This window comes from Rhizobium sp. BE258, assembly GCF_031457345.1.
In the GTDB taxonomy this organism is placed as follows: Bacteria; Pseudomonadota; Alphaproteobacteria; order Rhizobiales; family Rhizobiaceae; genus Rhizobium.
Map to the genome: position 1 here is coordinate 160,811 of NZ_JAVDWL010000010.1, position 24,126 is coordinate 184,936.

Consider the following 24,126-nt stretch of genomic DNA (forward strand, 5'->3'; position numbering starts at 1 on the left):
ACACCGAGGGTACGAACCGCCTCCAGTACATATCCAGCCTTGATCACGTTGAAACCTGCGTCGATCAGCGCGATCGTCCTTGAAACACGCCAAGGCTGTAGCGTCTAAAGCCTCCCAGCAAAGGGCGGACCGGAATCTCGCTCAGTCACAGCGATAAAAGGTTGCGAGGGCGCCTTCCAATGCGCCCTCGCGCTCTGCTCAGCTTTTGGGGAGCAGTACCTTGTCCACGACGTGGATGACACCGTTCGACTGCTTTACGTCAGCAATCGTGACGTCAGCAACGCCTCCCGACTCGTCTGTGAGCGTGATCTTGCCCATTGAAGCCTTTGCTTTAAGAACGCATCCTCCTACTGTCTTGATATCGTGCTCGCCGCCGTCCTTCTTGATCATTTCAGACAGCGCCTTCGACATAACGTCGGCGGCGACGACGTGACAGGTCAAGATCTTCGCAAGCTTGTCCTTGTTTTCGGGCTTCAGCAGAGTGTCAACTGTACCTTTCGGAAGTGCGTCAAACGCTTCATTGGTGGGAGCGAAAACCGTGAACGGCCCCTTGCCTTCCAACGTCTTTACCAGCCCAGCCGCTTTGACAGCAGCCACCAAGGTCGTATGGTCCTTGGAGTTAGCCGCGTTTTCAACGATGTTCTTGTTTTCGTACATGGCCGCCCCGCCGACCTCGGGGTTCTTAGCCTGTGCTACGCCAGCGGCAAGGATCAGTGACGCGCCGACGAACAGTGCTTTGGTCGTGCTCTTCATGGGTTTCTCCTCTGATAATGATGCCGTTACAGGCATCAACGTTTACGAGGCGGAATCCGGCTGGATCGAAAATAGTTGCCACACAAGCGGAATAAAAACCGTTGCGTGATGGCCGCCCGTAACTGTTCCGCGCCGTCAGATTTTCAACAAAGGCTGGAGAAACCGCATAAGCTTGCTGGAAAATCTCAGCGGCGCATCTGTGACAGCGAGACAAATACAATTCTCATCATCCCCGGCGCGGGGTGTGTGAAGAATTTCCGTGTCCGCCATCTCGACGTCTCCACGGCGGAATGTGGAAATCTCGTCGGAGAACGAACCAGCAAGCACTAGCGTAAGCTCCACACCCGTGTGTGTGTGCTCTGGCACAGGTTGTCCCTTCGGAATTCGCAACAGCCGCATGGTCGTCGTCTCGTCTCCCGTAGCAACGATCATCTGGGCTGCACCACCAGCTCCAAGCCGACGCCACACTAGTCCACCCGCGTGATCGACATACGATCTGAGTGGTTCCGGTAACAGGGTATCTCCAGCACCAGCAGACTGCCTGAACGGGATGACCTTATCGCTTTCTCCGGCATCAATCCGCGCTTTCAGCTGGTCCCAACTCCGCGCCACCTCGACATCGCTGTCCGGCTTCTCGCTTTCCAGAAAATGGCCGCCTATCGCTTCATAGACGCCCAGACTGTTACGGCATGAAGGGCACAAAGCGAGATGGGTCGCGACGGCGACGCTCCACCCTTCGCTAAGCTTGCCAGCTGCATATCGCATCAGCATCTCATCGTCGATATGATGTCGGATCATCGGGTTGTATGCTGCAATACCCATCTTAATTTCTCACAGGCCATTCGAATTCTTGACTTAACTGTCCCCAACGGGATCGCTAGTGCAGAGGCTATCGCCGAATGTGGCATTTCCTCGAAATATGACAGACGCAAGACTTCGAGATGCTCTTCCTTCAACTCACCAAGAGCGCGTGTCAGTGCCGCTGCGTCCTGCGCATTGACCAGCAGACGATCTGCAGGGAGGTCCGCTTCCCGAACAAATGCCGGATCATTTTCGTCAAACTCTGGCATGCGTCGGCGCAGTGAGTCGATGTAAAGATTTCGAGCAATCCTGAAAATCCATGTTGAGACCTGCGCCCGACTGGGATCGTACTGGTAGGCCTTACGCCAGACCAACAGCATCACCTCCTGCGACAGTTCGTCAGCCATCGTTGTATCTCTCGTCATTTTCCTCATGTGCGATCTGAGCCGCGGGAAAATGTAAGCGTAAATTTCCTCGAAGGCGTCCGCGTCGCGCAACTCTGCGACGGCGGCCATTAGCCTTGTCATCCTAATCTGAACTGTTTCAGGCCTCGCCTTTTCCATCATCTGATTCCCCGCATGCACGCGAGGCAATTGCTTCCTAACCGCTACTGCAAGCATGGTCGCCACTCTCTGGACGTTCTTCGCGGTTGTTACGGCGCAAATCTCCTTTGGATCAATAAAATCTCGGACTCTCCGGTCGATCCAACTGGCAGTTCTTCGCGTAGCAGCGGGCGTAAGGAGATATGAAAATGGATCAGATTGAGATGGCACCCGGGCAGGACGCACATCTTCCGACTATGGAAGACGCTCAAAATGCGGTCCGAATCCTTCTCGCCTGGGCAGGCGACGACCACAAAAGGGAAGGCCTTCAAGACACCCCTGCGCGTGTTGCACGAGCGTACCGGGAACTCTTCGCCGGGTACCGGGAACAGCCAGGCAATGTCCTCAGTACGACATTCGACGAGGTCGGCGGTTACAGCGATGCCGTGCGTGATATTCCGTTCTACTCGCTTTGCGAGCATCACATGCTGCCATTCCGCGGCGTCGCGCATGTGGCATATGTGCCAAGCAACTGTGTCGTCGGTCTTTCCAAAATTGCCCGCCTTGTCGAGCTGTATGCCCGGCGCCTTCAGATCCAGGAACGCATGACCAGTCAGATCGTGGACGCGCTGCAAGAGCGGCTGCAGCCGCAGGGTGTCGCCGTCCTTGTCGAGGCTGAGCACATGTGCATGTCGATGCGCGGCATCGCAAAAAGCGGATCCAAGACTCTTACAACAACGTTCAGGGGAGTTTTGCGAACGGACGCTTCACTCCAGGCGCGCTTTTTCAGTGACCTGAGGGGCTAGCGCCATGGGAGAAGCTCCCTCTGTCGGCACGATGGTCTTCATTCTCGGCGACCAGCTGTCTCACTCGATCTCCAGCCTGGAAGTGTTTGATCCGGACACTGATGTGATCCTCATGTGCGAGGTGATGGACGAGGCAACATACGTACGCCATCACAAGAAGAAGGTAGCATTCATTTTTAGTGCGATGCGCCACTTCGCTCAGGAACTGCAAGACAAGGGTTTCCGCGTTCGATACGTCACGATCGACGACCCGCGCAACACGGGGTCATTTGACGGCGAGCTCCGACGCGCGATAGCAGACCTTTCTCCGACAAGAATTCGACTGACGGAGCCTGGCGAATGGCGCGTGCTGGAAATCATTGACCGATGCCAGTCCTCCCTTGGAACGCCAATCGAGGTCATCGACGATAGCAGGTTTATCTGCAGTCGATCGGAATTCGCCGACTGGGCTGCAGGGCGCAAGGACCTCGTGATGGAGTTCTTCTACCGCGAGATGCGGCGCAAGACGGGGCTGTTGATGCAGGGAGACCAGCCTGTCGGAGGACGCTGGAACTTCGATGCAGAAAACAGAAAGCCCGCGCGCCCGGACATGTTTCGCGCAGAACGCTGTGCGATTGAAAATGACGCAATAACTCGCGAGGTCATCGAGCTCGTCGGCAAGCTCTTTCCCGATAATTTTGGCGAACTGCACGACTTCCGCTTTGCGGTCAGCTCTAAAGACGCGTCACTCATTGCGGACGATTTCGTAGACGTCCACCTTGCAGAATTTGGCGCGACCCAGGACGCGATGCTGTCAGGAGATCCGATTCTCAATCACTCGCTCCTGTCTTTCTACATCAATGTGGGGCTGGTCGACCCGCTTGACGTTTGCCGACGCGCGGAAAGGGCATACTTTGAGGGCAACGCGCCGCTGAACGCGGTGGAGGGTTTCATCAGACAGATCATCGGTTGGCGCGAATATATGCGCGGAATCTATTGGTTGAAGATGCCCGAATACGGCGATGCCAACTTCTTTGGCAATACACGACCGCTTCCCGACTTCTACTGGACGGGGATGACAGATATGAATTGCGTCGCGACGGTCGTCGGGGAAACCCGATCGAACGCTTACGCGCATCACATCCAGCGTCTGATGGTCACTGGCAACTTCGCGCTGATCGCCGGTGTCGATCCGAAGCAGGTGCATCAATGGTATCTCGAGGTCTATGCCGACGCCTATGAATGGGTCGAGATGCCCAACGTCATAGGTATGAGCCAGTTTGCCGACGGCGGCATTGTCGGCACGAAGCCGTACGCCGCCTCCGGAAATTACATTTCAAGAATGTCGGACTACTGCGACGGCTGCGGCTTCAATGTCAAGGAGCGAACGGGCCCTGCCGCCTGTCCATTCAATCACCTCTACTGGGACTTTCTCTCGCGCAACCGTAGCTTGCTGGCAGGCAATAGGCGTCTCGCGAGACAGTATGCGACCTGGGACCGGATGGACGGCGCCGTGCGCCGCGACATCGTCAAAACCGCCGCCCGGTTTTTAGCGGCTCTCCACGGTTACTAAGGGAGGATGGTCGTGACATCTATGGAATCCCTTCCTACTGGATATCGAGGCCTCGTCATCGGTGCATCGGGCGGCATTGGCGAAAGTCTGGTTGAGGCTCTGAGACATGATACGAGAGCTGGCGAGGTGGTTGGCCTATCTCGATCGGTTGACGGACTGGAGCTGGAAAAGGAATGGACGCTGCACGCGCACGCGACAAGACTGACAGACAAGTCCTTTAACATGATCGTGTGCGCTACTGGGGCATTGACAATCGACACCCGGGGACCGGAAAAAACCATCAGGCAAATCGATCGCGACGCCATGCTGAAACAGTTCTCTACCAACGCGGTCGGACCCGCGCTGATACTCAAGCACTTCGTTCCGCTGCTTGATAGGAAAGACCGCTCGCTTTTCGTCATTTTATCTGCAAGGGTCGGGTCGATCGGCGACAACCGCCTGGGCGGATGGATCTCCTACCGCAGTTCTAAAGCAGCGTTGAATCAGATCGTGAAGACCACGTCGATCGAGCTTGCTCGGACACATCCGAAGTGTGTGATCGTCGCGGTTCACCCGGGCACAGTGGCGACAGCGCTTTCAGCTCCCTTCCGTAACGGACACCAGCCGTTCGAGCCATGGGAAGCATCGCGCCTCATCCTCAGGACCGTAGATAACCTTTCAGCCGAAAAGAGTGGATCTTTCATCGCCTACGACGGCAGCGAGATCGTCTGGTAGCAGCACTTGGCATGGGGAAGGATGCAGGCGCGCTACGTATCGACCAAAATCAGCGAGGTCTTCCATGGATATTAAGCACGACACGTCAGCTCGCTTTCTCATCGTCGACGATGACGAAATCTTTGCTCGAAGGCTTGCACTCGCATTGTCGACACGAGGTTTCCAAACAGAAACTGCAACCAGCGTAAAGACTGCGTACGCCGCGCTAGCAACCGAAAGATTTGACGTGCTGGTAACCGACTTGCGCATCGCCGACGACAGTGGTCTTGAACTCGTCAAGGCCATGCAGCGTAAATTCCCGCAGTCAAAGATCCTAGTGCTTACCGGGTACGGCAGTGTTCCAGTCGCGGTAAGCGCCGTGAAACTCGGCGCAACTGAGTTTTTGAGCAAACCAGCGGACACTGACGAAATACTCGAGGTACTAGGCCTTCTTGAACGCAAACACGACGAAGGAGATGCGACATTCTCTTCTCCGGATATGATGCGCTGGCACCACATCGTGAGCGTATATGAATCGACGGGGAAGAACGTCTCGAAAACAGCACGGCAGCTCAATATGCATCGACGCACTCTGCAGCGTCTCCTTATTCGGGGAAAGCCGAAAACATGAAGCGAAGTTGAGATAATGGGAGTGCTGTGAGATGAGGCTGATCCGATTGCCAGGTTAATCGTAGCGATAGCCTGCCGAGCCGCGGCGGGCTCGCACTGAAACGACGTGGAGCTTTATGTCAAGGCATAGCCGGCCGCATCTCTTTTTGGAGCGGCCGGCGTCTGATGTTCAGACTATATGTCTCAACGTATCCACGGCCCGAATTTTCGAGTTATCAGTTATGGTGGCCGTCAGGCGTGCACACAAACTCGACATTTTTCGATTGTTTCGGCATGTCATGAGCCGAGATCAAGCAGCCTCACGATGCCGGGCGGACCATCATTCTGGATATGACCTGGCAACCGGATGCGATTGAGCGGGCAAGGTCCAGCACGACGCCCTCGTCGGCGCGAGTCGACACGCATCCTTCTAGGACGACATAAGGTCCGAGAATAGACGCTGTGATCCGGGCGCCGGCAATTCGCCGATCCGCCGAGATCGCAGCCTCTACAGACGCTTTGGTACTGAGGCTAGAGAGACCAGCACCGTGGGAACCGGAATACCGACTGTCGAATGCGTCGAAGTGCATGATCATTTGAAAGCGCCTTTAGGGTCAGGAAGGTTATGTCAGCCTCGGGTGTGGCTCGTATCCTTGCGCAGCTTCAACTGCGAAATTCCCGCTGCGACGTTCAGTCCGGTGCCAGCTTCGGCGCTCAGCGGCTGAAGCGCAAAGTTTTTGGCATTGCCACCGACGAGCGCATTTGCGCCAAGACCCAATCCTACAGATGCGCTGGCAGAGGCGCCGACGTAAGTTCCGGCAAGGGCGCCATCGCCGATGCGGGTCGGGGCCGTATTAACAACCAGCCAACTCATGTAGCGCTTGCCGGTGATACCAACATCGATTCCGAGCCGGCCAATCGATCCAGTGTAGCGCTCGACCTTTCCGGTACGTTGCTTGAACGAGCACTCAAGCGTACGGCTTGATCCGATGACGAGGCCGACCCCGCCGGCGACTTCGCAGGACAGTGTCCCCAACCGCTCTTTGGGCTCCTGCGCGACGAGCTGCTTTGAGTGTTTCGGCGCATGATGCCTGGTGACCGCTCCCGCGGATCCTGCGAAAGCCAATGTAAATGCGGCGAACGTTGCGAGAGTACGTTTCATCTAGAGCTCCTGTGGATTGATCTATCGGCGCCCTAACGCACCGAACGCGCAATAGTTCAATGTTTTGGCGCGCACCCAAAGATATATTCAGGATGAGCCAGCTGGGACAGCTGTGATCTCCCGCAGCCCTGGCGTTCAGCTTCCGACTTGAGCGCACGTTCCGAGCTCATCTTTCGCCGCGGTGTGCAGGTGCGAAAGGTCCTTCCCCATGGCTTCTTTGTGGGTTGCATTTCGACGCTACTTCCATCCCCAACCTGGAACCTGAGACCGCGGGCGCGGCAGCACCTCAGCCCTCCTGACGTAAGCTTACACATTGGCTTCGTCGTTTCCATCTTCGCACTCGATTAGACCGATGTCGCAGGCAATGATCGCCGTCTTGAGTGTTGACCGTGAGTTGAGGCAGTCATGCACTGGGCGACGGTGTTCCCTGACCGAATTCCGACATCCTGCTGGAACCAAGATCTTGGACGTTGGTTATTCAGTTTCCAACGCATCCATCAAGTGTTGCATTTACTGTCCCTCTCGTTCTTCCTCACACCGGGGCGCCCCTATTCGGATGATCCTCATGAAGTTGAATTTGGTCTGCTTCCTAATCGCGGTGGCACTCGCAGGCTGTACAAACCGAAGTCACTTAGGCACCATGAGTGACACCGAGCTCTCTCTTCGAAACACGCCTCAATACGGGCGCGCCATAGGGCCTCAGCTTGACGCCCAACACGTGAGATGAGACATTCGAGTCGTCTATCGCTATCCAGGCGAAATGCCATTCGTCAGGCATGCCAAGTGCATAATTGTACCTCGCTGTTCCGGTGATGTCCTGCCTCGCCCTCAGTTCGTCGATCAACCAAGCTGCTGACGGGATTCCTGGAAGCTGACATCGATGAATGGCGCCCTCGACCTCCTCGAGCGAGCCGATCCCGACATTGGGAATTTTGCCCGGTCTCATCAACGTCTAACTGTATTGCCGCATATGCTCTCCTTCGATGAAACGAAGGGGCCTTCGACCTCGACGTCTGCGAGCCTCCAGCCTCTCGGGCACCGCGTCACATTTAGGCGAGCAACGCGACCGCGCACATAATGCCGGTGGAAAGCGGAAGTTCCGCGCGGGGACAATTGATTATCTTTGAAGGCTATTTGCCTTCGGGCAGGCAGATGAGGCATAGCTAGTTCATGTGGTTTTTGACGAACCTTTCATAGGAGTGGCAACTTCCATGGGTGCATACTGTACCTGGTCCAGCGTTTGCCCATAGACGGCCGAATGCGCCAAATCGTTCAGATCATCGTTATCATTGTCGGCATCATAAAGCTCCTGAAGTACCTCGCGGTCTGGTAGCGCTGGGAATCGTTGCCAGCATGATGTATATGGTTATCTCTATCTAACGGTCTCGTAGCCATACACCGCTGGCCCATCAGGCATCAGCTCGTCGATCTCGCGTCGGCGGGCTTTTGATTTCTCAAACCCATTTCGGGCGAACTAAATGGTAAGCTAAGCCGACGAAGCTAGGCAACTCTTGGAACAATCGTCGTCACTCTGGGTGTTGGAAACCAATCATGCCGGCATCGCAGACGCATACGCTGAAGCAAGAGAACTAGCAGCCTCAATTCCTTGGGAAGACGGGTCGGCGCGCGCCCGCGTGGCGGCATGCATAGGCCAATTTCGAGTCTGCAGGGATGCAGAGGTGGTTGAATCGGCCGGTTAGATGCTTAGCGCTATCCAGGGGCGACTTGGCATAAGAGACCTCCCGACTGGCAATCATTGAAGGTCATTGCCGATAAAGTGGGCTCGCTCCTGCCGCCACCGTAAAGAATGCGCCACTGAGAGTGCCTGAGGCGCAGCGGTAACCTTTATTGTGAAGTCACATCAGGATACAACATACTTTCCCCATGGAATTCACTCTTGGCTTGGCCGCGTTCCCATTGAACGTGGCCTTCTTTTGCCGCCGTCGAGCGATGGCCTTGAAAAGAGACATTCCAAAAAAGCGACTGTCCTTGAGTTGCAACGCATGCGTGGAGGCGCGGAGCCCTACGCACACCCACTAGCGGTGTTGTCCGTTGTCCTCGCCGTCTATCGGGTTGGAACGCAATAATCAGTCCAGCTGACGGCGAGGTGGTAAGCGCCCGCTTTCGGGACCCGGGGGAGCTTGAGACAAAGCGCCGAAACCTCCTATATATTTCTCCCCGAGCACATTGTTCACTAGTGGTGTCGGCTGGAACCAGGGCCTGGCAACGCTCTCTGCACGGTGTAAACTTTATTGCTCCTTAAGCAAAGCGGACTAGCCGTCAGTCGAGGGACCGCGATGTCATCGTGAGCTGCATTTGCTCTACACGACGTATATCTTTCACGCTTCGATCGTCCATCGACCCGCGCATCATCAACGATCTTGTCGCTGTGTTGGATGCCGCCCACACCAAATGTAACACTCGTGCAGTGGCCTGAGCGGGAGTTTTCTCCGGTACAGGCGGGTACTTGGATGGTTTAAAAGCTCTTCCGGAAACCGAACGTAACAGCATCGCTTCGGAAATCGGCACTGGAAGACGTTCCATCTCGAGCTGTGAAGTCGAAGTTGTCTGCCGCCGTGAACCTGTACCCGATATCGAGCGTCGTGTTGTCGAATAGCGAGACGTTCGAGAACAAGCCAAGTGCCTGCAAATTGATACCAACCCCGGCATCGAGGTGATATGCAAACGCCGTGTCGCTGTCATCCATCAATGTTCCTACACCCCCGACGCCTTGCTTGCGCAGATCCAGGTTTATGAAGCCGACGCCGCCGCCGACATATGGGGTGATAGCGCTCAAAGCCCCGTCGATAGCGAGCGGAACATCGATGTACCCGTTGACATAACCCTGAAATGTCCTTGCATCGCCGTACGAGTTAATGCCACCCAACCCGACGCCGCCGACGCTATGTTCGTCGACGCTGGCAGTGCCATAACCTAGTTCAAGCTCGAGTCGGGGAGATACAAAACCATAAGATCCGAAGTCATAGCCTGCACGAAGTGCGCTGTAATAGCCAACATCGTAGTCCGTTCTGACCGCCCCGCCAGCGAAATCGAAACTTGTGTCGTTCAGAAAATTCACGGAACTCAGCGAACCGATGTAAAATCCAGAGGTCGACTGAACCGGAACGGCCTGCTCAACGGGCGCAACCAAATCCGCAGCGAAAACTGAAGACGTTGAAGAAACCATAACGGCGAAAAGTGCGGCTGAAATTTTCATGGTAGACCTGCGCTCCATGCCATCACAAAATCGATGGCTCCTGACGCAACAACTAGGTGAGACGCGGTCCCCGACCAGATCACCGAGGTTAAGTGTTCGTCCTTCGGAAGTGGCCGTGACAAAAAGGCAACGCCGAATACGCCGGGACGCGACGTTGTCTGCCGCACTGTTGTGCAGGAAGACCACTGCAACGATACTCAAAACGATCCCGCCAGCTGAATTTCGGTGGCATGGTCGGCGAAGCGATATTCGCGCTGAGGATGACAAAGGAAGACATTGCTGTCGGCCGCTGGCTACAGAGGCTGCGACAGCGCCCTCCTCAAAGTTGAAGCAGTAGCGCTAGCTAATGGGATGACCCTTGCGATCTGAGCGCTTTTTAAGGGAGGCAACAACCGTCGCCCCGTGGTGATAGCCTACCGCGCCACGCCGATTTGTTCCGACTGGCTTGACATTTTCGCCGCCTGCTCTGCTCTTGCAGATGTCGGTTTGAACGTGCCGGCTCTGGGTAACCGTGGTCGATGCTCTGGTAGAACAGAAAAATGGCGGGCTTTGGCCCGCCATATGCGCTTACATCTCCACTTTGTTGTGGTCACCCAGGTCAGGTCTGGTACTGCTAACGGCTGCAGCCGCCATCTTGATATAGCTAATCAAAGTCCCTGGACTATCCCAGTACTCAGCCGAGCTAGGCGTGACCTTCAGGATGCGGATCGACGGATCGTCAGCACTATCCCACCATGCCTTCGCGGGCGTCGACCACAGGTCATGGATCTTTTCGCGATCGTTCAGCACCCGGGCGACCCCGGAGATAGACACATATTTCTGCCCCTTTGCGTCAGCAAATGCCAGGCAGACATTAGGGTGCTGCTCGACTTCCTCGTCCTTGTGGCTCTCGACATCGGTTAGGAAGTAGAAGGCGTTTTCAACTCGCTCGCCATGGGCTGACATCGGTCTCGCCTTCAATTCCGCGCCGGATTGTGTCGTCAGCATGCAGAAGCCGATTTTTTCGGCGAGGTCCCATACCTTCTCATTGTCGTGTTCGATATTCGCCATGCGTGTTTCTCCTAAATGGTCTTAGAAAACGACCGATACCGGGTGAAGTTCCACACTGTGCGCTTTTGCGTTCATCCGATCGATGCACGGTGATGGGCAAGCGATTGAAATGAACGCAGGCCGCCACGGCCGGCGAGCGTGAGGCTGTGGCAACTCTCATTACCAACGACGCCGGGCCTCAACATTTGGCCGCCGAACAGACGGTTTGTCGGGATTTGGAAGATAAGGTCGGGGATTGAGCATGGGCAGTGCCGTTGACTGTTCCAGCTTGTCAAGCTGGCTTAGATCCAACTCAATACAAAGCGAAAGTAACAGACCGCCGATCCTTTAAAGAGCGATTCGGTCGGCTTCGTGAACTACTGAGCACGCCGGGGAAAATGGCCTTCCATCCGGGTTAGACCTTGGCTTCGGATGATTCAATTTGCGTTGCCATAGGCGTCTCCCGACCGTGGCCCCGGATCTGGGAATTCCCTCAGGAATGGGGCGAGATTGGCGCGACGCGTGACAGACCAGTCGCTTGACACTCACGCCGCAAAGACATTATCACAGAGTTGCGGCAGTTAATGGAACAACCGAATGACCAAAGAAGGTCAATGGGTTAAGATAAGTGCAATTTTTCTGTTGGTGGCTTCACTCTCCAACGGAAGGGCATTTGGCGACGATGACTTGACGCGTAGCGGATCCGGCAATTGGATCGTAACCCTTGGTGCCAATGTCGAATATGGCCCAAAATATCCGGGCGCCAAGCACAGTGGCTTCACCGCTATGCCGTCCTTCGATTTCAGGCGCTTCGACGAACCAGATGAGCCAAGCGCACCGGACGACAATATCGATTATAGCCTTGTCGATATCGGCAGGTTCGAGGCTGGTCCGGTGCTTGGCTTTCGCGATAACCGTTCCCCATCCGACGATGACCGGCTGCAGGGCATCCACGCCGTGCACTGGGGCATCGACGCCGGCGTCTTTGCGCAATATTGGGCGATCCCGAACCAACTGCGTTTCCGCACGGAAATCCGCCAGGCGGTATCGAACGGCAGCGGTCTGGTCGCCGATCTCGGCGCGGACTGGTTCCAGCCGCTCGGTGACAAATGGCAGTTTTCGGCCGGCTCGCGCGCATCTTTCGGTAACGGCGCCTATATGCGCAAATACTTTGGCATCTCCGCAACCGAAGCGGTGCAGAACGGTGCTCTTCCTGCCTTCGATACCGGCAGCGGTCTCAAATCGGTCGGCGTTACCGTATCGGCTTCGTACGACGTTACGCCGACTTGGACGCTGCAGTTATACGACCGCTTCGACAGATTAGTCGGCGATGCTGCCGACAGCCCGATCACCTCGAAGCTCGGCAACAAAAACCAGAACGTCGTCGGCATTTCGCTAAGCAAAGCGTTCAGCGTCAACTTTTGATCCTCGAACGAGGCAGCATGTCAGTCGGCCGGTGCGGCCGTTGCGATGCACCAGATGCCGATCAGGATCAGGCCGCTTCCGGCAAGCTGAAGCAACGGCAGCGGCTCACCGAAAACGAACCAAGCGATCGACATGATGAAAACATAGCTGATGGCAGAGAGCGGGAAGGCCTTGCTGACGTCGAGCTCCGACAAAACGGTCATCCAGATCACAAAACAGGCGACCTCAGCCACGATGGCCGCCAGAAACCAGTGCGAGGAGAGGATCTGGACCAGCCACTCCCCGTGGCCACCGCCAGCTTCCTCGGCACTGCGCTTCAAGAGAATTTGCTGAGCTGTGTTCAAAAGTGGTACGGCAAGCCAGACCGGCCGTATCGCGCTCATGCCTCCGTCTCGGCGCCATCATCTGCGGTAAGCAGCGGCGAGATCGTCTTCAGGATGAATTGCAGGACGGGATTGCGGTGGCGGAAATACATCGCATTCGGCGTCAGGCTGCTTCCAAGCCGCACCTTGTTACTGTAATAGGCTTGGCCACTCTGATAGCGCCTGATGCCGTGACGCAGGCAATATTCGAGGTTGGTGAACCAGCTAAGATAGTAGAGATTATAGGGCCTGCCCTTTTCCGCATCCATGCAGAAGAACTTGTCGATCAGCCTGTCATCGTCATGGACGATCAGGTTGGCCGCCAGCAATTCATCATCGACAAAATACATGCTGCAGAAAGAACGTCCCGGCATGGATTTCAGAATGCCGTCGAAATAGGCCGGCGTCAGCTCCTCGAATTGCCATTCGCTGCGCCCGCGCGTCTCAAGATAGAGCTGCATGACGCTCGGCAGCCATTCGCCGAAATCGATAAGGTATTCGACCCGGACTTGTTCGCGGCCCCGCAGCTTGCGGCGCATATCCTTGCGTGTTCCCGACGAGAGCGTCGTAAGATATCCGTCGATCGTGTCGAAGTTGATGTCCAGCCACGCGGTCGGCATTCCGCTGATCTCAGCATAACCGCTGCCCGTCAAAACCGGCGCGATGCGCGACGGGATCGACTGCGGCAAGTCTTTCAGCGCCATCAGCGAGCAACCTTCCGCCTTGGCAAGCGCTTCGAAAGTGTCGAGCAACTGGGCAAAAAGCACCGGCCGCCGAACCTCGGAAATTCTGGGGTGAAAGCCGATTGCGCCGTTTTCGGTACAAGGCGAACCGAGGCACGCGAGACGGAGCGTCAGGATGTTGCTGAAGAGGCCACGGATCCTTTCCACAGCCCACTTCATGCGACCGGCCTCCAGTGTCGTTTCGAGTGCGTAGCGGCAGAGGAATGCAGGCATCGCGGCAACGACCTCATCGCCTTCGCGCAACACGACATAGCGGAAATCGAAACCCGCGATGCCTGCTTGCTCCACCACGAGCAGATAATCGTAGGTCTCGACCTCTTCGGGAAAGCAGGCGTTCCAGGCTTGCCTGTCCAGCATGCGGATGCTGGGCACCAGCTCCGCGACCGTTGCCAGGTCGCCTGCATAGGCCAACTTTGGTGTCCGCGCCTTAAGCGATTGATGCTGCATGTTCCGCCTCGAAGAATTCAGCAGTCATGTCGGCTACATGCCTATGCTGCCGGTCGACATGGATCATGTGATAACTGTCGTCGAGCCAGCGAAGCTCGCGACGTCCGCCGATATGGGCTGCGATGTACTGAGCATGCGACGGACCGCTTAGATCGTCTTCACGCGAATGGAGGATCAGCGTCGGCGTGCGCATTTCGGGAAGCCTTGCTTTCAGCGCCCTTCCAAGCTCGTGCATCTCAATGAGGCCTCGCCCGGGAAATGTTTCCAGCATCCCCTCACCGCTCATACCTGCCACCATGCGGCGCATGCGGTCATCCTTGATGCCGAGAGAAGGGGTTTCTCGAAAGTTCAGACGATCGATGAAGGGAATAAGCGATATCCAGCGGATATACGGTGAAAACAGCGAATAGTAGCGCGGCACGTCCCAGCCGTCATAATGAAAGCAGGGCGAATAGACGGCAACGGCGCGGATCGACAGTGGGTTGCGATCAGCCGCCAACATCGCCAGTTTGCCACCGACGCAAATGCCTGCAGCAAAGACCGTATCGCTACGCTCACAGAGCCAGTCGCCGGCAGCTTCGACGCTTTCGAGCCAGTTCTCCCAGCGCGAACTCCGCAGCACCGTCTCGCTTTCGCCGTGTCCGGCCAGAAGCGGTGCATAGACACTGAAACCCCGGCGGTGAAACTGACGGGCCACAAGACGCATTTCGGCCGGCGCGCCCGTCAGCCCGTGAATGAGGACGACGCCCTTGCCATTGGTGCCCTCGAGAAAGAAGGAAAGCCTGTCAGCCAGCATGCGGAAACTCTCCCTGCTGCTGGTTTTCCTTCGCCATGAAACCGAGTGCGTGGCAGGTGCTGATCACATGCGTGCCGGCGGCTTCCTGCTCCTGTTTGATCTGCTCGTGGAAGGTCTTGAGCTTGGTCCAATGAGTCTTCGGCCGATAGTGATGTTCTGCGTGATAACCGTTGCCGAACCAGAGCCTGTTGTAGAAGCTGTTATGGCTGCTGACGCCCCAAGCAATCGGCTCGTCGGGGTCGCCGTTCAGATGCTCGTAATAGCCGTTCAGCGACGACAGGCAGTTGCCGAGGTAATAGAAGGGCAGGAAGAAGAAAGCCGCTTTCCAGTCATAGTGCAGCGCCAGGAACACGAAGGCGACGAAAGAGATCAGCTCGATGCGGCCCCATTTCGCCTCGAACGGCCTCTTGCTGGCAATCGACTGATGGATGTCGCCAATATCGTCGCGGAAGAAGCTGAGGAACGTGTAGGCGAACACATTTTCCGGCTCGCCGTTCTTCCCGTGCTTGTAGATCGACAGCATGTCGATCGTCTCGCCATTCTCGTTGGGGCGGTCGCTGTTGCCGGAGTGATGGCGCATATGCACCCAATGATAATAGACCTGCGAAAAACCGATCGTGACCGATTCCAGCAGGCTAAAGGCATAGTTCATCCATCGCGGCTTGAAATAAGGCGTGTGGATGAAGTTGTGGGAAATGCTATTGATGTTCCAGGATATCGACACGGCATAGATTGCACCCATAACCGCCGATAACCACAGCGGCCGGCTCTCAAAGCCCGTGATCAGGTAAATATTGAAGGCAAGATGCGCTGTTGCCGCGAGCGCCGGCACGATATCCCATTTTGAATGTGCGAAGATTTTCATAGTCCCGTCGCTCCGACAAAGACCACACCAAAGGTCACCAGGATGATGCCGAGGGCGTGGCGAAAATTGATGGTTTCCTTGAAGATGACGGCGCCCGTAAAGGCGATCGTCGCATAACTCAGCGCCATCAGCGGAAAAGCCACCGACAGCGCCACGCCTTCCAAGACGCGCGTCCACATGATGAGCTCGACCGCCCAGAAGGCGATCCCGAGCCAGATCACCGGCTTGCGCAGGGTTTTGAAAAGAGTACTCGTGGCGCCATGCTTGAAGCAGAGCTCGCGACCGGTTTCCGCCAGAATGCAGAAGAGGATGACACCGAGCGTCCATCCCGTCAGGCCCGACGTCATGGCATGAGCTCCGACAGCACCTCGAGCAGCGCGTGGTTGGCGGCGCTGTTGATGTTGCGTGTCACCATCGTGTCGCGGCGCCGGAAGGGCTGGTCGATCAGCACCTCGGCCTTCTTCATCGTGCGGGTGTAGAGATCGCCGCCGTAATGCGGCGTCGAATAGTCACCCGTCACGTCGGCGCCGATGACGCGGTGCCTTTCGCCGATTTCGCTGAGAAGCCAGAGTACATAGGGCAGCCGCATATGGCCCTGGTCCCAATTGGTCACGGCATCGGCATCCGTCAACACGTCCTTATCGATGGTAATGTAGACTGCCTCGGTCTGGATGCGGCCGAGCAACCGGTCGAGGAAATTGCTCTCGCCGAGTTCGGCGATCGACTGCCAGTGCAATGCACCATCGATCTGGCTGAAGCTTGGGCCGGAGCCATAGCTCGATTTCACCTTGCTCGGCGGATGTACATAAGGATATAGCTCTAGCCGTCCGTCGGTCAGGGGCAAAAGATTGGCGCCCTTGCGCTCCGGCGAGTTTAGGTCGTGGCCGCAGACGCCAAGCGTGATCACCTTCTTGACGAGCGGCTGTTCCAACGCCTTGTTGACCCAGGAACCACAATGCATGCCGTCGTCGAAATGCACCCAGTCGGGGTGATTGTCGATGTGGATCACCGTTACCGGCTGGCGGCTGCGCTCCAGCGCCAGCGATAGCAACAGCGCCGTCACGTGATGGAAATCCCCCGAGCCCATGAAACAGAGTCGCGACCCCTCGCCTGATAGCGGCGCTTCCCTTGCGAGGTTGCGCCAGACCGTATCGAGCGCGTGGCGCCGGGCCCAGAGTCTGATGGCTCGACCGCTTTGCTTGTCGCTGACCTCATGCGCCCCTGCCATCATGCAGGAATGCACGAAGTCGGGTTGCAACTCCAACGCATCATCGAGATGAAGAAGAAGGAGTTGCACGGGCTTATCTCCGTTCCGCGCGAGAAAGCAGTTGACCGAGCAGCAGGATCGCCAGCTCGATCTCATCATGGCTGATCAGCAGGTTCGGCGCGAAGGTGATGACATTCTTGTGGTAGCCCCCAACATCGAGCACGAGGCCATATTTCCGGCCGGCGACATCGAGGTCGCCCTTCATGCCTTCGTCGCACATCCAGTCGAGCGTCGCCTTGTCAGGTGTGAATCCGTCTTCCCTGCAAATCTCCATCCGCAGCGCGAGGCCAAGGCCATCCACTTCGCCGACGATTGAATGCTGCGACTGCAGGTCCTTGAGACCTTCGAGGAAATGCGCGCCCTTTTGCATGACACTGGCACCAAAGTCATTTTCCGACACCATTTTCAGCGTCTCCAGCGCGACCGATGTGCCCATCGGGTTGCTGGCGAAGGTCGAGTGGGTGGAGCCGGGCGGGAAGATCGTCGGATTGATCATCTCTTCCTTGGCCCAGATGCCAGAGAGCGGATTGAGACCGTTGGTGATAGCTTTGCCGAAGACGAGCACATCAGGCGACACGCCGAAATGTTCGATCGACCAGAGTTTACCCGTGCGGTAGACGCCCATCTGGATTTCGTCAACAACAAGGAGGATGTTGTGATCGTCGAGAACCTTCTTCAGCTCGGTGAAGAAATTCATCGGTGGAATGACATAGCCGCCGGTACCCTGGATCGGCTCGACATAGAAAGCGGCAAATTCCGACTTTCCCGCCTTCGGATCCCAGACGCCGTTATATTCGCTCTCGAACAGCCGGGCGAATTTCTGCACACAGTAATGCCCATATTCTTCCTTCGACATGCCCCTCGGGCCGCGGAAGTGGTATGGAAACTCCGTGAATTGCGCGCGCTCGCCGAAATGGCCGTAGCGCCGGCGGTAGCGATAGCTCGAAGTAATCGAGGTGGCGCCCAGCGTGCGGCCATGATAGCCGCCCTCGAAGGCGAACATCAGGCTCTTACCGCCGCTGAAATTTCGCACGATCTTCAGCGAGTCCTCCACAGCCTGCGAGCCGCCGACATTGAAATGCACGCGGCCCTTGGCGCCGAATTTCTGCTCGGCATCCCTGGCGATCATCGCCGCCAGTTCGACCTTCTCGCGATGCAGATATTGCGAGGCGACCTGCGGCAGGCGATCGAGCTGGCGGTGAGCGACATTGTTCAGGCGCTCGTTGCGATAGCCGAAATTGACGGCCGAATACCACATCTGCAGATCGAGAAACGGCGTTTCGGCCGCGTCATAGACGAAGGAACCTTCGCAGGATTCGAAGAATTTAGGCTTTTCCGAATAGTGGACCGTATCGCCGTGCGAGCAATAGGTTTCTTCGAGCAGACGCAGCTCGTCTTCCAAGACGACAGAATCCGTGGTGTCGGCAAGTTTGAGTTTGGAACGCATGAAGTCCTCTTCTTACGCAGATTGTGCAACGGACAGCGCAAACCGCTGCGGTGACGGGCTGGAAATGATGGCTGCGACAGACCGCTGGATGTCTGCGAAACTGTCATATGGAAAGAAAGCGATACGCTGCGAGCGGCAATAGTCGGCGAGTTTTGCCTTGGCGAACACGACCATCGCCTCGTTCGAGACACAGAAGTCGCTGCGGCCATCGCCGATATATATGTGCTCGTTGGGGGGCCTAACGACTGCGCATTTGCAGACACCGGAACCCGCGGCGCAAGCGCCGCTCATGAGGGGGAACTTCAGATCGAAGGCACACTCGCTGGTATCAGAGGCAGTGACCAACCTGTTTGCGATCACAGGGATATCGGAAAGCCCGTGGCGCCTAAGAACGCGCCGAATAAAATACTCAACGCCGTCGCTGACGACGCTCAGGGCAAGCTCATTCATGTCGCAGAACTGCATGAAGCCGACAAAATCACTGTCGATCTCGACCGTATCAAGAAAAGCGTCGAGCTCGTCGCATGTCGCGTCGATCAGTCGTACCTGGCGCTGCATGCATTGGGCCGAGGTGATCTTGCCGTTGGCCCACTGATCCTCGATCTCGTGCCATTGCGGGCGCGCGAAACGCTCCAGAATAAGGTCGGTCACGTCCTCTTTCGATATCGTCCCGTCGAAATCGCAAAACACCTGCATCGCATGCTCCGTCAAGAATCTGACGAAACGTCTAGCGCCGCGAACTGAACGCAAGATGAGGCGAAGATGAAACGAAACTGAATTCGGTGCTCAGGCGCCGGGAATATCCAGATCGACCCGCAGACCGCGCCCCCAGGGAGGAGTACCAAGGGTGATGCCGATCTCCAGCCGATTGCCTATATCAGCGACAATAGGTAACCCGAGTCCGGCCCCTTCGCCGGCGCTCGCATCGAGGCGGTTGAAGCGCTGGAACGCCGTGTCGCGGTGCTCGGGTGAAATTCCGAGGCCGCTATCCATGATAGAGAACCGCCAGCCGAGTGGGCTCGGCTCGATGCGCAGTTCAATCTTTCCGGCATCCGGGGAGTATTTGATCGCGTTGTCGAGGAGATTGTCGATCATCACTCGCAGCAGAGCCCGGTCGGTCAGAACGGAAGCGTCCGCCGCTCCCGTAAGCTCGACATCGAAACCGCGGCTGTTCAGCAGCACACCGAAATCGGCGAGCGAAATCGCAGCAACCTCGCGCAGTGGCAAGCGCTCCAACTGAAGCGGCTGGTGGCTAACGCGCGCGAGCCGCAACAATTGCTCGATCAGATGCATGGCGCGCTCGTTGCTGACCACCAGATCCTGCAGGAGCACACGGCGCTCATCCTCGGAATCGGCCCGGTCGAAAAGCTGCAGCAGCAGTTTGATCCCGGCCTGCGGCGTGCGCAGCTGATGGGCCGCGAGATCGGAGAAGCGCCGTTCCATCGTCAGCGAACGGCCAAGTTTGCGAAGGAGATTATTGAGGGAATGCACAAGGGGCGCAAGATCCCTTGGCAATCCAGTCGTCGCGATGATGGACAGATCGTCTGGCGTTCGCATCCGGATCTGGGATACCAGCTCTCTTATATTGATCAGCCCGTTATTGATCGCAAACCAGATGATGACGGCGATCACTGGGATAAGGACGACGAGCGGGAAAGCCAGATTGAGAAGAATGTTCTCGACGAGTCCTTCACGCAGGTTGATTTCTTCTGCGACCTCGATGGAAATGTTCGTATCCGGGATGGGCAGAGAATAGATCCGCCAGCGTGCTCCGTTATAGACCGTGTCTGAAAATCCGGCGCTGAAGCGGTCAAGACCAGCGGGAAAGGCATTGCTGCTTGCAAAGGCGAGCATGTCTCCCTTCCAGGCACGAAAAGAATGTGCGTCCGCATAGTCGTCGGCATCCTCATTTAGAGCAAGCTGGTTGTCCATGTTGAAGTCGAGATCCGGCACCTGGATCGTTGGCTTCGTATCTGGCCGGGTCAGCGGATGTTGCATCAACGACCAAAGAACGTTGGCGTCGTTGATCAGCTGGGCGTCATAGATGTTGTCTATTTCGCGTGTCGCGCTTCGGTAGGCAAAAAAACCGACAACAGCGATCGCGATGATCAAGGTCGGCAGGATACGTAGAAAGAGCCGTTGGGTAAGTGTCACCGCCGCCGCTCGACCATGTAACCGACGCCACGGATCGACTTTATGAAATCGGTGCCGAGCTTTTTGCGCAAATTGTAGACGGTCACTTCGATCGTGTTGCTCTCGACGGAGACTTCGGTGTCATAAAGGGCGTATTCGATGTCGCTCTTCGTGACGTAGCGGCCGCCACGCTCCATAAGGAGGCGCAGAAGGCGAAATTCCTTCGCGGGCATGTGAAGCTGAACCCCATCACGGCGCGCCACCATTGCGGCGGGGTCTATTTCGACGTTGGAGCAGCGGATGACTGTCTCGTTTCGCCCCTGACGGCGGCGCAGCAGAGCTCGGATTCGGGCCAGCAATTCATCGAGATCAAACGGTTTGGTCAAATAGTCGTCGGCGCCCTCGTCGAGACCGGCCACCCGGTCGCGGACGCTATCAAGGGCGGTCAGCATGAGAACCGGGATGTTATTGCCGCTCCGGCGCAGCACCCGCAAAACGTCGAAGCCACTGGCTTTCGGCAGATTTACATCCAGCACAAGCGCGTCGTATTCATCTTTCAAGGCCACCAGGGCGACATCGCCATCGCGAAACCAGTCAGCGCCATAGGCATGCTTCTCAAGCGCTTTTTTCAAAGCTGATCCGAGAATATCGTCGTCTTCGACCACCATTATCCGCAATGGAACATCCTTGCAGGCTCAACTCCAGCGAACCATGTTCTCTCAAAATGCGGCTGAAATTCGGCCCGCAATTTATCCTGGGCCGAAGGTTGATACACTCGTAGTCGTCGGCGGGTCATCGCCAGATGACGCACCTCGATCGGCATCGAAGCATGCCTACACATGCCCCACCGTGGGTATTATGACAGCCCGTGCAATCATCGCTCTCCAGTCCGCAAGGCGTGTCCGCTCGGCAACGATCGAGCCGGCAGAACTCAGCCGATGGTCATGCGCTTGAGCACATCGGTTTTCCAATAAAAGTGGTGAGCCAAAGCGCCAGCAATATGGCCCGCAATGATGATCCAGAGAACAACCTTCAGGATGTCGGCGTGGATTCCGCCCACGACCTCATACCCGAAATAGTATGCCGCTATCCCCGTCAGCGGCATCGCGATCATTAGGCCATACAATGCCCAGTGCGCAACCGTCGCTGCATATCGAAAGAAGGATGGCTCTCTCGACGGAGAAGCCGGCACGCCTTGGAGAACACGCAAGAGAAGCCGAAGCGCGACCAATGCAAGAACGGCGATGCCCGGATACGCATGGATGTTTGCGCTGGAGACCTGGTCGGCCGTTGCTGACCCTGTCTGTCGCATGCTGTGGTTCCATTCGTTAATGCCATCGGGAAACAGCAGATTGAAAAACACCAGCGCCGCGGTTAACCAATGAAGGGCACGCTGCGGCAGCGTGTATGCCAAGGGACCTGATTGTGCCACTGGCGCACTCCTTGCGTTCGTTAATCACTGATCGCGACCACCGTGTCCGCGATCACCATGGCGTGCGACTGCTACTTCGTGACCGTCAAGACAGCATGCATGCCAGCCTCGTAGTGGCCCTTGATGTTGCACAGTAACAGGTAGGAGCTGGGATGAGATTGGCCTTCAAGCGCCCGTCAGTCCCTGGCTTCAATTCCGAGACTTCGCCCAGGCTCTTGAGTTTGGACTCATCCACTCTGTGCTTAGCCGTGACGACCGGGATAATCGTATCGGCTGACTTCAGCTCGACAAGAACCATCTCGTGCTCCTCAGTCGTGGCGTCATTGTGGACCACAAACGTCGTTTGTCCCGACTTGATCGAAGTTTGATCAATGACCAGCGTTATCGCACCGCCGCCCTCTCCGCCTTCGGTGACCTTCACAGTTGTCGCGGCAAACGATGAGACGGATGAACATAAGATAGCGAGAACAGTTAAAGCGTAGGTTTTGCTAGGCATTCCAGATTGACCTCATAGGTAACAGCTTGCTCACGCCTATAGCGGCATACTGACAGTTTCCTGAACATGTTGAGCGACAGAGAAAACAGTCACCATCTTGGGCTGAGCAACGCCTATCGCTCGCGCTTTAGCTGTAAGTATTTGATTTTGCTTTACCAAGCTAGTTAGCTAGAGCTTAAAAGGCGACTGCTAAAACTCGCACATGTTCATCTTGGTACCATTCAGCATGATAACGACAATCAAGCGTATTGTTTCATGCCGCTCCGGCAATTTCGGGTTGCTTACGGCAGTCCTTTTCATGCCCCTGGTCGGCGCGGCGGGGATGGCTATCGACTTCTCGCATGCGTTGGAAATCCGCACGCAACTCTTTGACGCGGCCGACGCGGCTGCCGTCGGAGCGGTAGCGGAGAAATCCCTGGCGGTCACCCAAGCCATGGCGATGCCGGCTGACGGCTCCATATCGGTTGGCGAAAGCGAAGCACGCAAACTTTTCGCCGGCCAGATGTCTGGGGAGGCTGCTACGCTTCCAATGGATCTGTCTGTGACGGTGACGCGCAATCTGAATAAGGTGACCTCAAACATAGCCTTCAAGACGTCGATACCCACGTCCTTCATGGCCATGTTCGGTAAAACGAGCATCGACATCTCGGGGACCGCTAGCGCGGAATATCAGACGGCATCATTTATGGATTTCTATATCCTTATCGACAACACTCCGTCGATGGGTGTCGGCGCCACCGCGGCTGATGTTGCCAAGATGCAAGCCAACACGACCGACAGCTGCGCATTCGCATGTCACGATATCGCGAGCGGCAACAAGAGCTATTACAATCTCGCGAAGACACTCGGGGTAACGATGCGCATAGACACTGTTCGCCAGGCGACCCAGCAGTTGACAACAACCGCAAAGAGCACACGCGTTGCCAGTAACCAATTCCGAATGGGTGTCTACACTTTTGGTACTAAGGCCGAGGATGCCAAACTTACCACCATATCAAACCCGACCTACGATCTGGATCAAGTTCGATCCTACACCGATGCCGTTGACCTCATGACTATCCCAAGCCAGGGATACAATAACGACCAAACTACGAGCTTCGACAGTGCCCTGACGCAGATGAACACAATCATCACGGTCCCGGGGAGCGGGAACACTTCTGCAGCCCCCCAGAAGATCCTGTTCTTCGTAGCCGATGGCGTCGGTGACAGCTACAAGCCATCCTCTTGCACGAAGAAAACGACCGGTGGTCGCTGCCAGGAACCTATCGATACGAGTTTCTGCACTCCGTTGAAGGCACGCGGTGTGAAGATCGCCGTCCTCTACACGACCTACTTGCCGCTTCCAAAGAACAGCTGGTACAATACTTGGATTTCCCCCTTCCAAACCCAGATCTCCACCAAGATGGCGGAATGCGCCTCGCCCGGACTTTACTTCGAAGTGACGCCGACTGACGGTATCGCGGATGCGATGAAGGCTTTGTTCCTAAGGGTCGTTAAGCAACCACGTCTGACGTCTTAGAAACGACAAAACTTCATCGACAAGCCGATG

Annotated in this window: 24 protein-coding genes and 1 pseudogene; 7 read left to right on the forward strand and 18 right to left on the reverse strand. The window is 56.4% G+C overall.

Going from position 1 to position 24,126, the window contains the following annotated elements:
* Positions 1 to 198: 198 nt before the first annotated feature.
* The 3 genes from J2X43_RS28630 to J2X43_RS28640 form a co-directional block, all read right to left on the reverse strand.
* On the reverse strand, positions 199 to 753 hold the full coding sequence (locus J2X43_RS28630; RefSeq protein WP_310300638.1) for a fasciclin domain-containing protein: 555 nt from the start codon (positions 751 to 753) through the stop codon (positions 199 to 201).
* Positions 754 to 888: 135 nt separating this feature from the next.
* Entirely contained in the window at positions 889 to 1,551 is a 663-nt protein-coding gene (locus tag J2X43_RS28635; protein WP_310300761.1) for a ChrR family anti-sigma-E factor, read from the reverse strand.
* Positions 1,548 to 2,069 (reverse strand): sigma-70 family RNA polymerase sigma factor, encoded by a 522-nt coding sequence (locus J2X43_RS28640; RefSeq protein WP_310300641.1) that lies wholly within the window; start codon positions 2,067 to 2,069, stop codon positions 1,548 to 1,550. The genes J2X43_RS28635 and J2X43_RS28640 overlap by 4 nt, the downstream gene beginning before the upstream one ends.
* Positions 2,070 to 2,305: 236 nt before the next feature.
* Here J2X43_RS28640 and folE point away from each other — a divergent pair, with 236 nt between their 5' ends.
* From folE to J2X43_RS28660, 4 genes are all read left to right on the forward strand, one after another.
* Entirely contained in the window at positions 2,306 to 2,902 is a 597-nt protein-coding gene (folE, locus tag J2X43_RS28645; RefSeq protein WP_310300644.1) for a GTP cyclohydrolase I FolE, read from the forward strand.
* A 4-nt stretch (positions 2,903 to 2,906) separates the two neighbouring features.
* Positions 2,907 to 4,454, forward strand: a complete 1,548-nt coding sequence (locus tag J2X43_RS28650; RefSeq protein WP_310300647.1) for a cryptochrome/photolyase family protein — start codon at positions 2,907 to 2,909, stop codon at positions 4,452 to 4,454.
* 6 nt (positions 4,455 to 4,460) lie between these two features.
* Positions 4,461 to 5,168 (forward strand): SDR family NAD(P)-dependent oxidoreductase, encoded by a 708-nt coding sequence (locus J2X43_RS28655; RefSeq protein WP_310300650.1) that lies wholly within the window; start codon positions 4,461 to 4,463, stop codon positions 5,166 to 5,168.
* 64 nt (positions 5,169 to 5,232) lie between these two features.
* Positions 5,233 to 5,778 carry a response regulator transcription factor gene (locus tag J2X43_RS28660; RefSeq protein WP_112515369.1) on the forward strand — a complete coding sequence of 182 codons (546 nt, stop codon included), beginning with the start codon at positions 5,233 to 5,235 and terminating at the stop codon, positions 5,776 to 5,778.
* Between the two features lie 606 nt (positions 5,779 to 6,384).
* On the opposite strand, the gene J2X43_RS28665 is transcribed toward J2X43_RS28660, so the two are convergent.
* A complete protein-coding gene (locus J2X43_RS28665) occupies positions 6,385 to 6,918 on the reverse strand; it encodes a DUF992 domain-containing protein (RefSeq protein WP_112515365.1) in 534 nt (177 codons plus the stop codon).
* Positions 6,919 to 8,137: 1,219 nt separating this feature from the next.
* On the opposite strand from J2X43_RS28665, the gene J2X43_RS28670 reads away from it, so the two are divergent.
* A complete protein-coding gene (locus J2X43_RS28670) occupies positions 8,138 to 8,251 on the forward strand; it encodes a Thivi_2564 family membrane protein (RefSeq protein WP_112515362.1) in 114 nt (37 codons plus the stop codon).
* A gap of 1,143 nt (positions 8,252 to 9,394) precedes the next feature.
* Here the strand turns inward: J2X43_RS28670 and J2X43_RS28675 are convergent.
* Together J2X43_RS28675 and J2X43_RS28680 are read right to left on the reverse strand one after the other, a co-directional pair.
* Positions 9,395 to 10,135, reverse strand: coding sequence for a porin family protein (locus tag J2X43_RS28675; RefSeq protein WP_310300656.1), 741 nt, complete (start codon positions 10,133 to 10,135; stop codon positions 9,395 to 9,397).
* A 567-nt stretch (positions 10,136 to 10,702) separates the two neighbouring features.
* On the reverse strand, positions 10,703 to 11,185 hold the full coding sequence (locus tag J2X43_RS28680) for a pyridoxamine 5'-phosphate oxidase family protein (protein WP_112515360.1): 483 nt from the start codon (positions 11,183 to 11,185) through the stop codon (positions 10,703 to 10,705).
* A 666-nt stretch (positions 11,186 to 11,851) separates the two neighbouring features.
* Between J2X43_RS28680 and J2X43_RS28685 the strand changes: the two genes are divergently transcribed.
* On the forward strand, positions 11,852 to 12,589 hold the full coding sequence (locus tag J2X43_RS28685) for a MipA/OmpV family protein (protein ID WP_310300661.1): 738 nt from the start codon (positions 11,852 to 11,854) through the stop codon (positions 12,587 to 12,589).
* Between the two features lie 20 nt (positions 12,590 to 12,609).
* On the opposite strand, the gene J2X43_RS28690 is transcribed toward J2X43_RS28685, so the two are convergent.
* The 12 genes and pseudogenes from J2X43_RS28690 to J2X43_RS28745 form a co-directional block, all read right to left on the reverse strand.
* Complete coding sequence (locus tag J2X43_RS28690; protein ID WP_310300663.1) at positions 12,610 to 12,972, reverse strand: EamA family transporter; 363 nt, start codon at positions 12,970 to 12,972, stop codon at positions 12,610 to 12,612.
* Positions 12,969 to 14,051, reverse strand: a complete 1,083-nt coding sequence (locus J2X43_RS28695; protein WP_310300764.1) for a GNAT family N-acetyltransferase — start codon at positions 14,049 to 14,051, stop codon at positions 12,969 to 12,971. The genes J2X43_RS28690 and J2X43_RS28695 overlap by 4 nt, the downstream gene beginning before the upstream one ends.
* A gap of 70 nt (positions 14,052 to 14,121) precedes the next feature.
* Positions 14,122 to 14,937 carry an alpha/beta fold hydrolase gene (locus tag J2X43_RS28700; protein WP_310300665.1) on the reverse strand — a complete coding sequence of 272 codons (816 nt, stop codon included), beginning with the start codon at positions 14,935 to 14,937 and terminating at the stop codon, positions 14,122 to 14,124.
* On the reverse strand, positions 14,927 to 15,802 hold the full coding sequence (locus J2X43_RS28705) for a fatty acid desaturase (protein WP_310300668.1): 876 nt from the start codon (positions 15,800 to 15,802) through the stop codon (positions 14,927 to 14,929). Before J2X43_RS28705 ends, J2X43_RS28700 begins: the two co-directional genes overlap by 11 nt.
* Positions 15,799 to 16,149: a permease gene (locus J2X43_RS28710; protein WP_310300671.1), complete on the reverse strand. Its 351-nt coding sequence runs from the start codon at positions 16,147 to 16,149 to the stop codon at positions 15,799 to 15,801. Before J2X43_RS28710 ends, J2X43_RS28705 begins: the two co-directional genes overlap by 4 nt.
* Positions 16,146 to 17,099 (reverse strand): arginase family protein, encoded by a 954-nt coding sequence (locus J2X43_RS28715; RefSeq protein ID WP_310300675.1) that lies wholly within the window; start codon positions 17,097 to 17,099, stop codon positions 16,146 to 16,148. Before J2X43_RS28715 ends, J2X43_RS28710 begins: the two co-directional genes overlap by 4 nt.
* Before the next feature lie 4 nt (positions 17,100 to 17,103).
* Complete coding sequence (locus J2X43_RS28720) at positions 17,104 to 18,516, reverse strand: aminotransferase class III-fold pyridoxal phosphate-dependent enzyme (RefSeq protein ID WP_310300678.1); 1,413 nt, start codon at positions 18,514 to 18,516, stop codon at positions 17,104 to 17,106.
* Positions 18,517 to 18,528: 12 nt separating this feature from the next.
* The gene (locus J2X43_RS28725; RefSeq protein ID WP_310300767.1) at positions 18,529 to 19,212 is read right to left on the reverse strand and encodes an MtnX-like HAD-IB family phosphatase; all 684 of its coding nucleotides are present in this window, start codon (positions 19,210 to 19,212) and stop codon (positions 18,529 to 18,531) included.
* A gap of 90 nt (positions 19,213 to 19,302) precedes the next feature.
* On the reverse strand, positions 19,303 to 20,670 hold the full coding sequence (locus J2X43_RS28730; protein ID WP_310300680.1) for an ATP-binding protein: 1,368 nt from the start codon (positions 20,668 to 20,670) through the stop codon (positions 19,303 to 19,305).
* Positions 20,667 to 21,326: a response regulator transcription factor gene (locus tag J2X43_RS28735; RefSeq protein WP_310300683.1), complete on the reverse strand. Its 660-nt coding sequence runs from the start codon at positions 21,324 to 21,326 to the stop codon at positions 20,667 to 20,669. The genes J2X43_RS28730 and J2X43_RS28735 overlap by 4 nt, the downstream gene beginning before the upstream one ends.
* Before the next feature lie 254 nt (positions 21,327 to 21,580).
* Entirely contained in the window at positions 21,581 to 22,081 is a 501-nt protein-coding gene (locus J2X43_RS28740; RefSeq protein ID WP_310300686.1) for a cytochrome b/b6 domain-containing protein, read from the reverse strand.
* A gap of 71 nt (positions 22,082 to 22,152) precedes the next feature.
* Positions 22,153 to 22,577, reverse strand: a pseudogene (locus J2X43_RS28745) (copper resistance protein).
* Between the two features lie 202 nt (positions 22,578 to 22,779).
* Here J2X43_RS28745 and J2X43_RS28750 point away from each other — a divergent pair.
* Positions 22,780 to 24,096: a pilus assembly protein TadG-related protein gene (locus J2X43_RS28750; protein ID WP_310300688.1), complete on the forward strand. Its 1,317-nt coding sequence runs from the start codon at positions 22,780 to 22,782 to the stop codon at positions 24,094 to 24,096.
* Positions 24,097 to 24,126 lie beyond the last annotated feature (30 nt).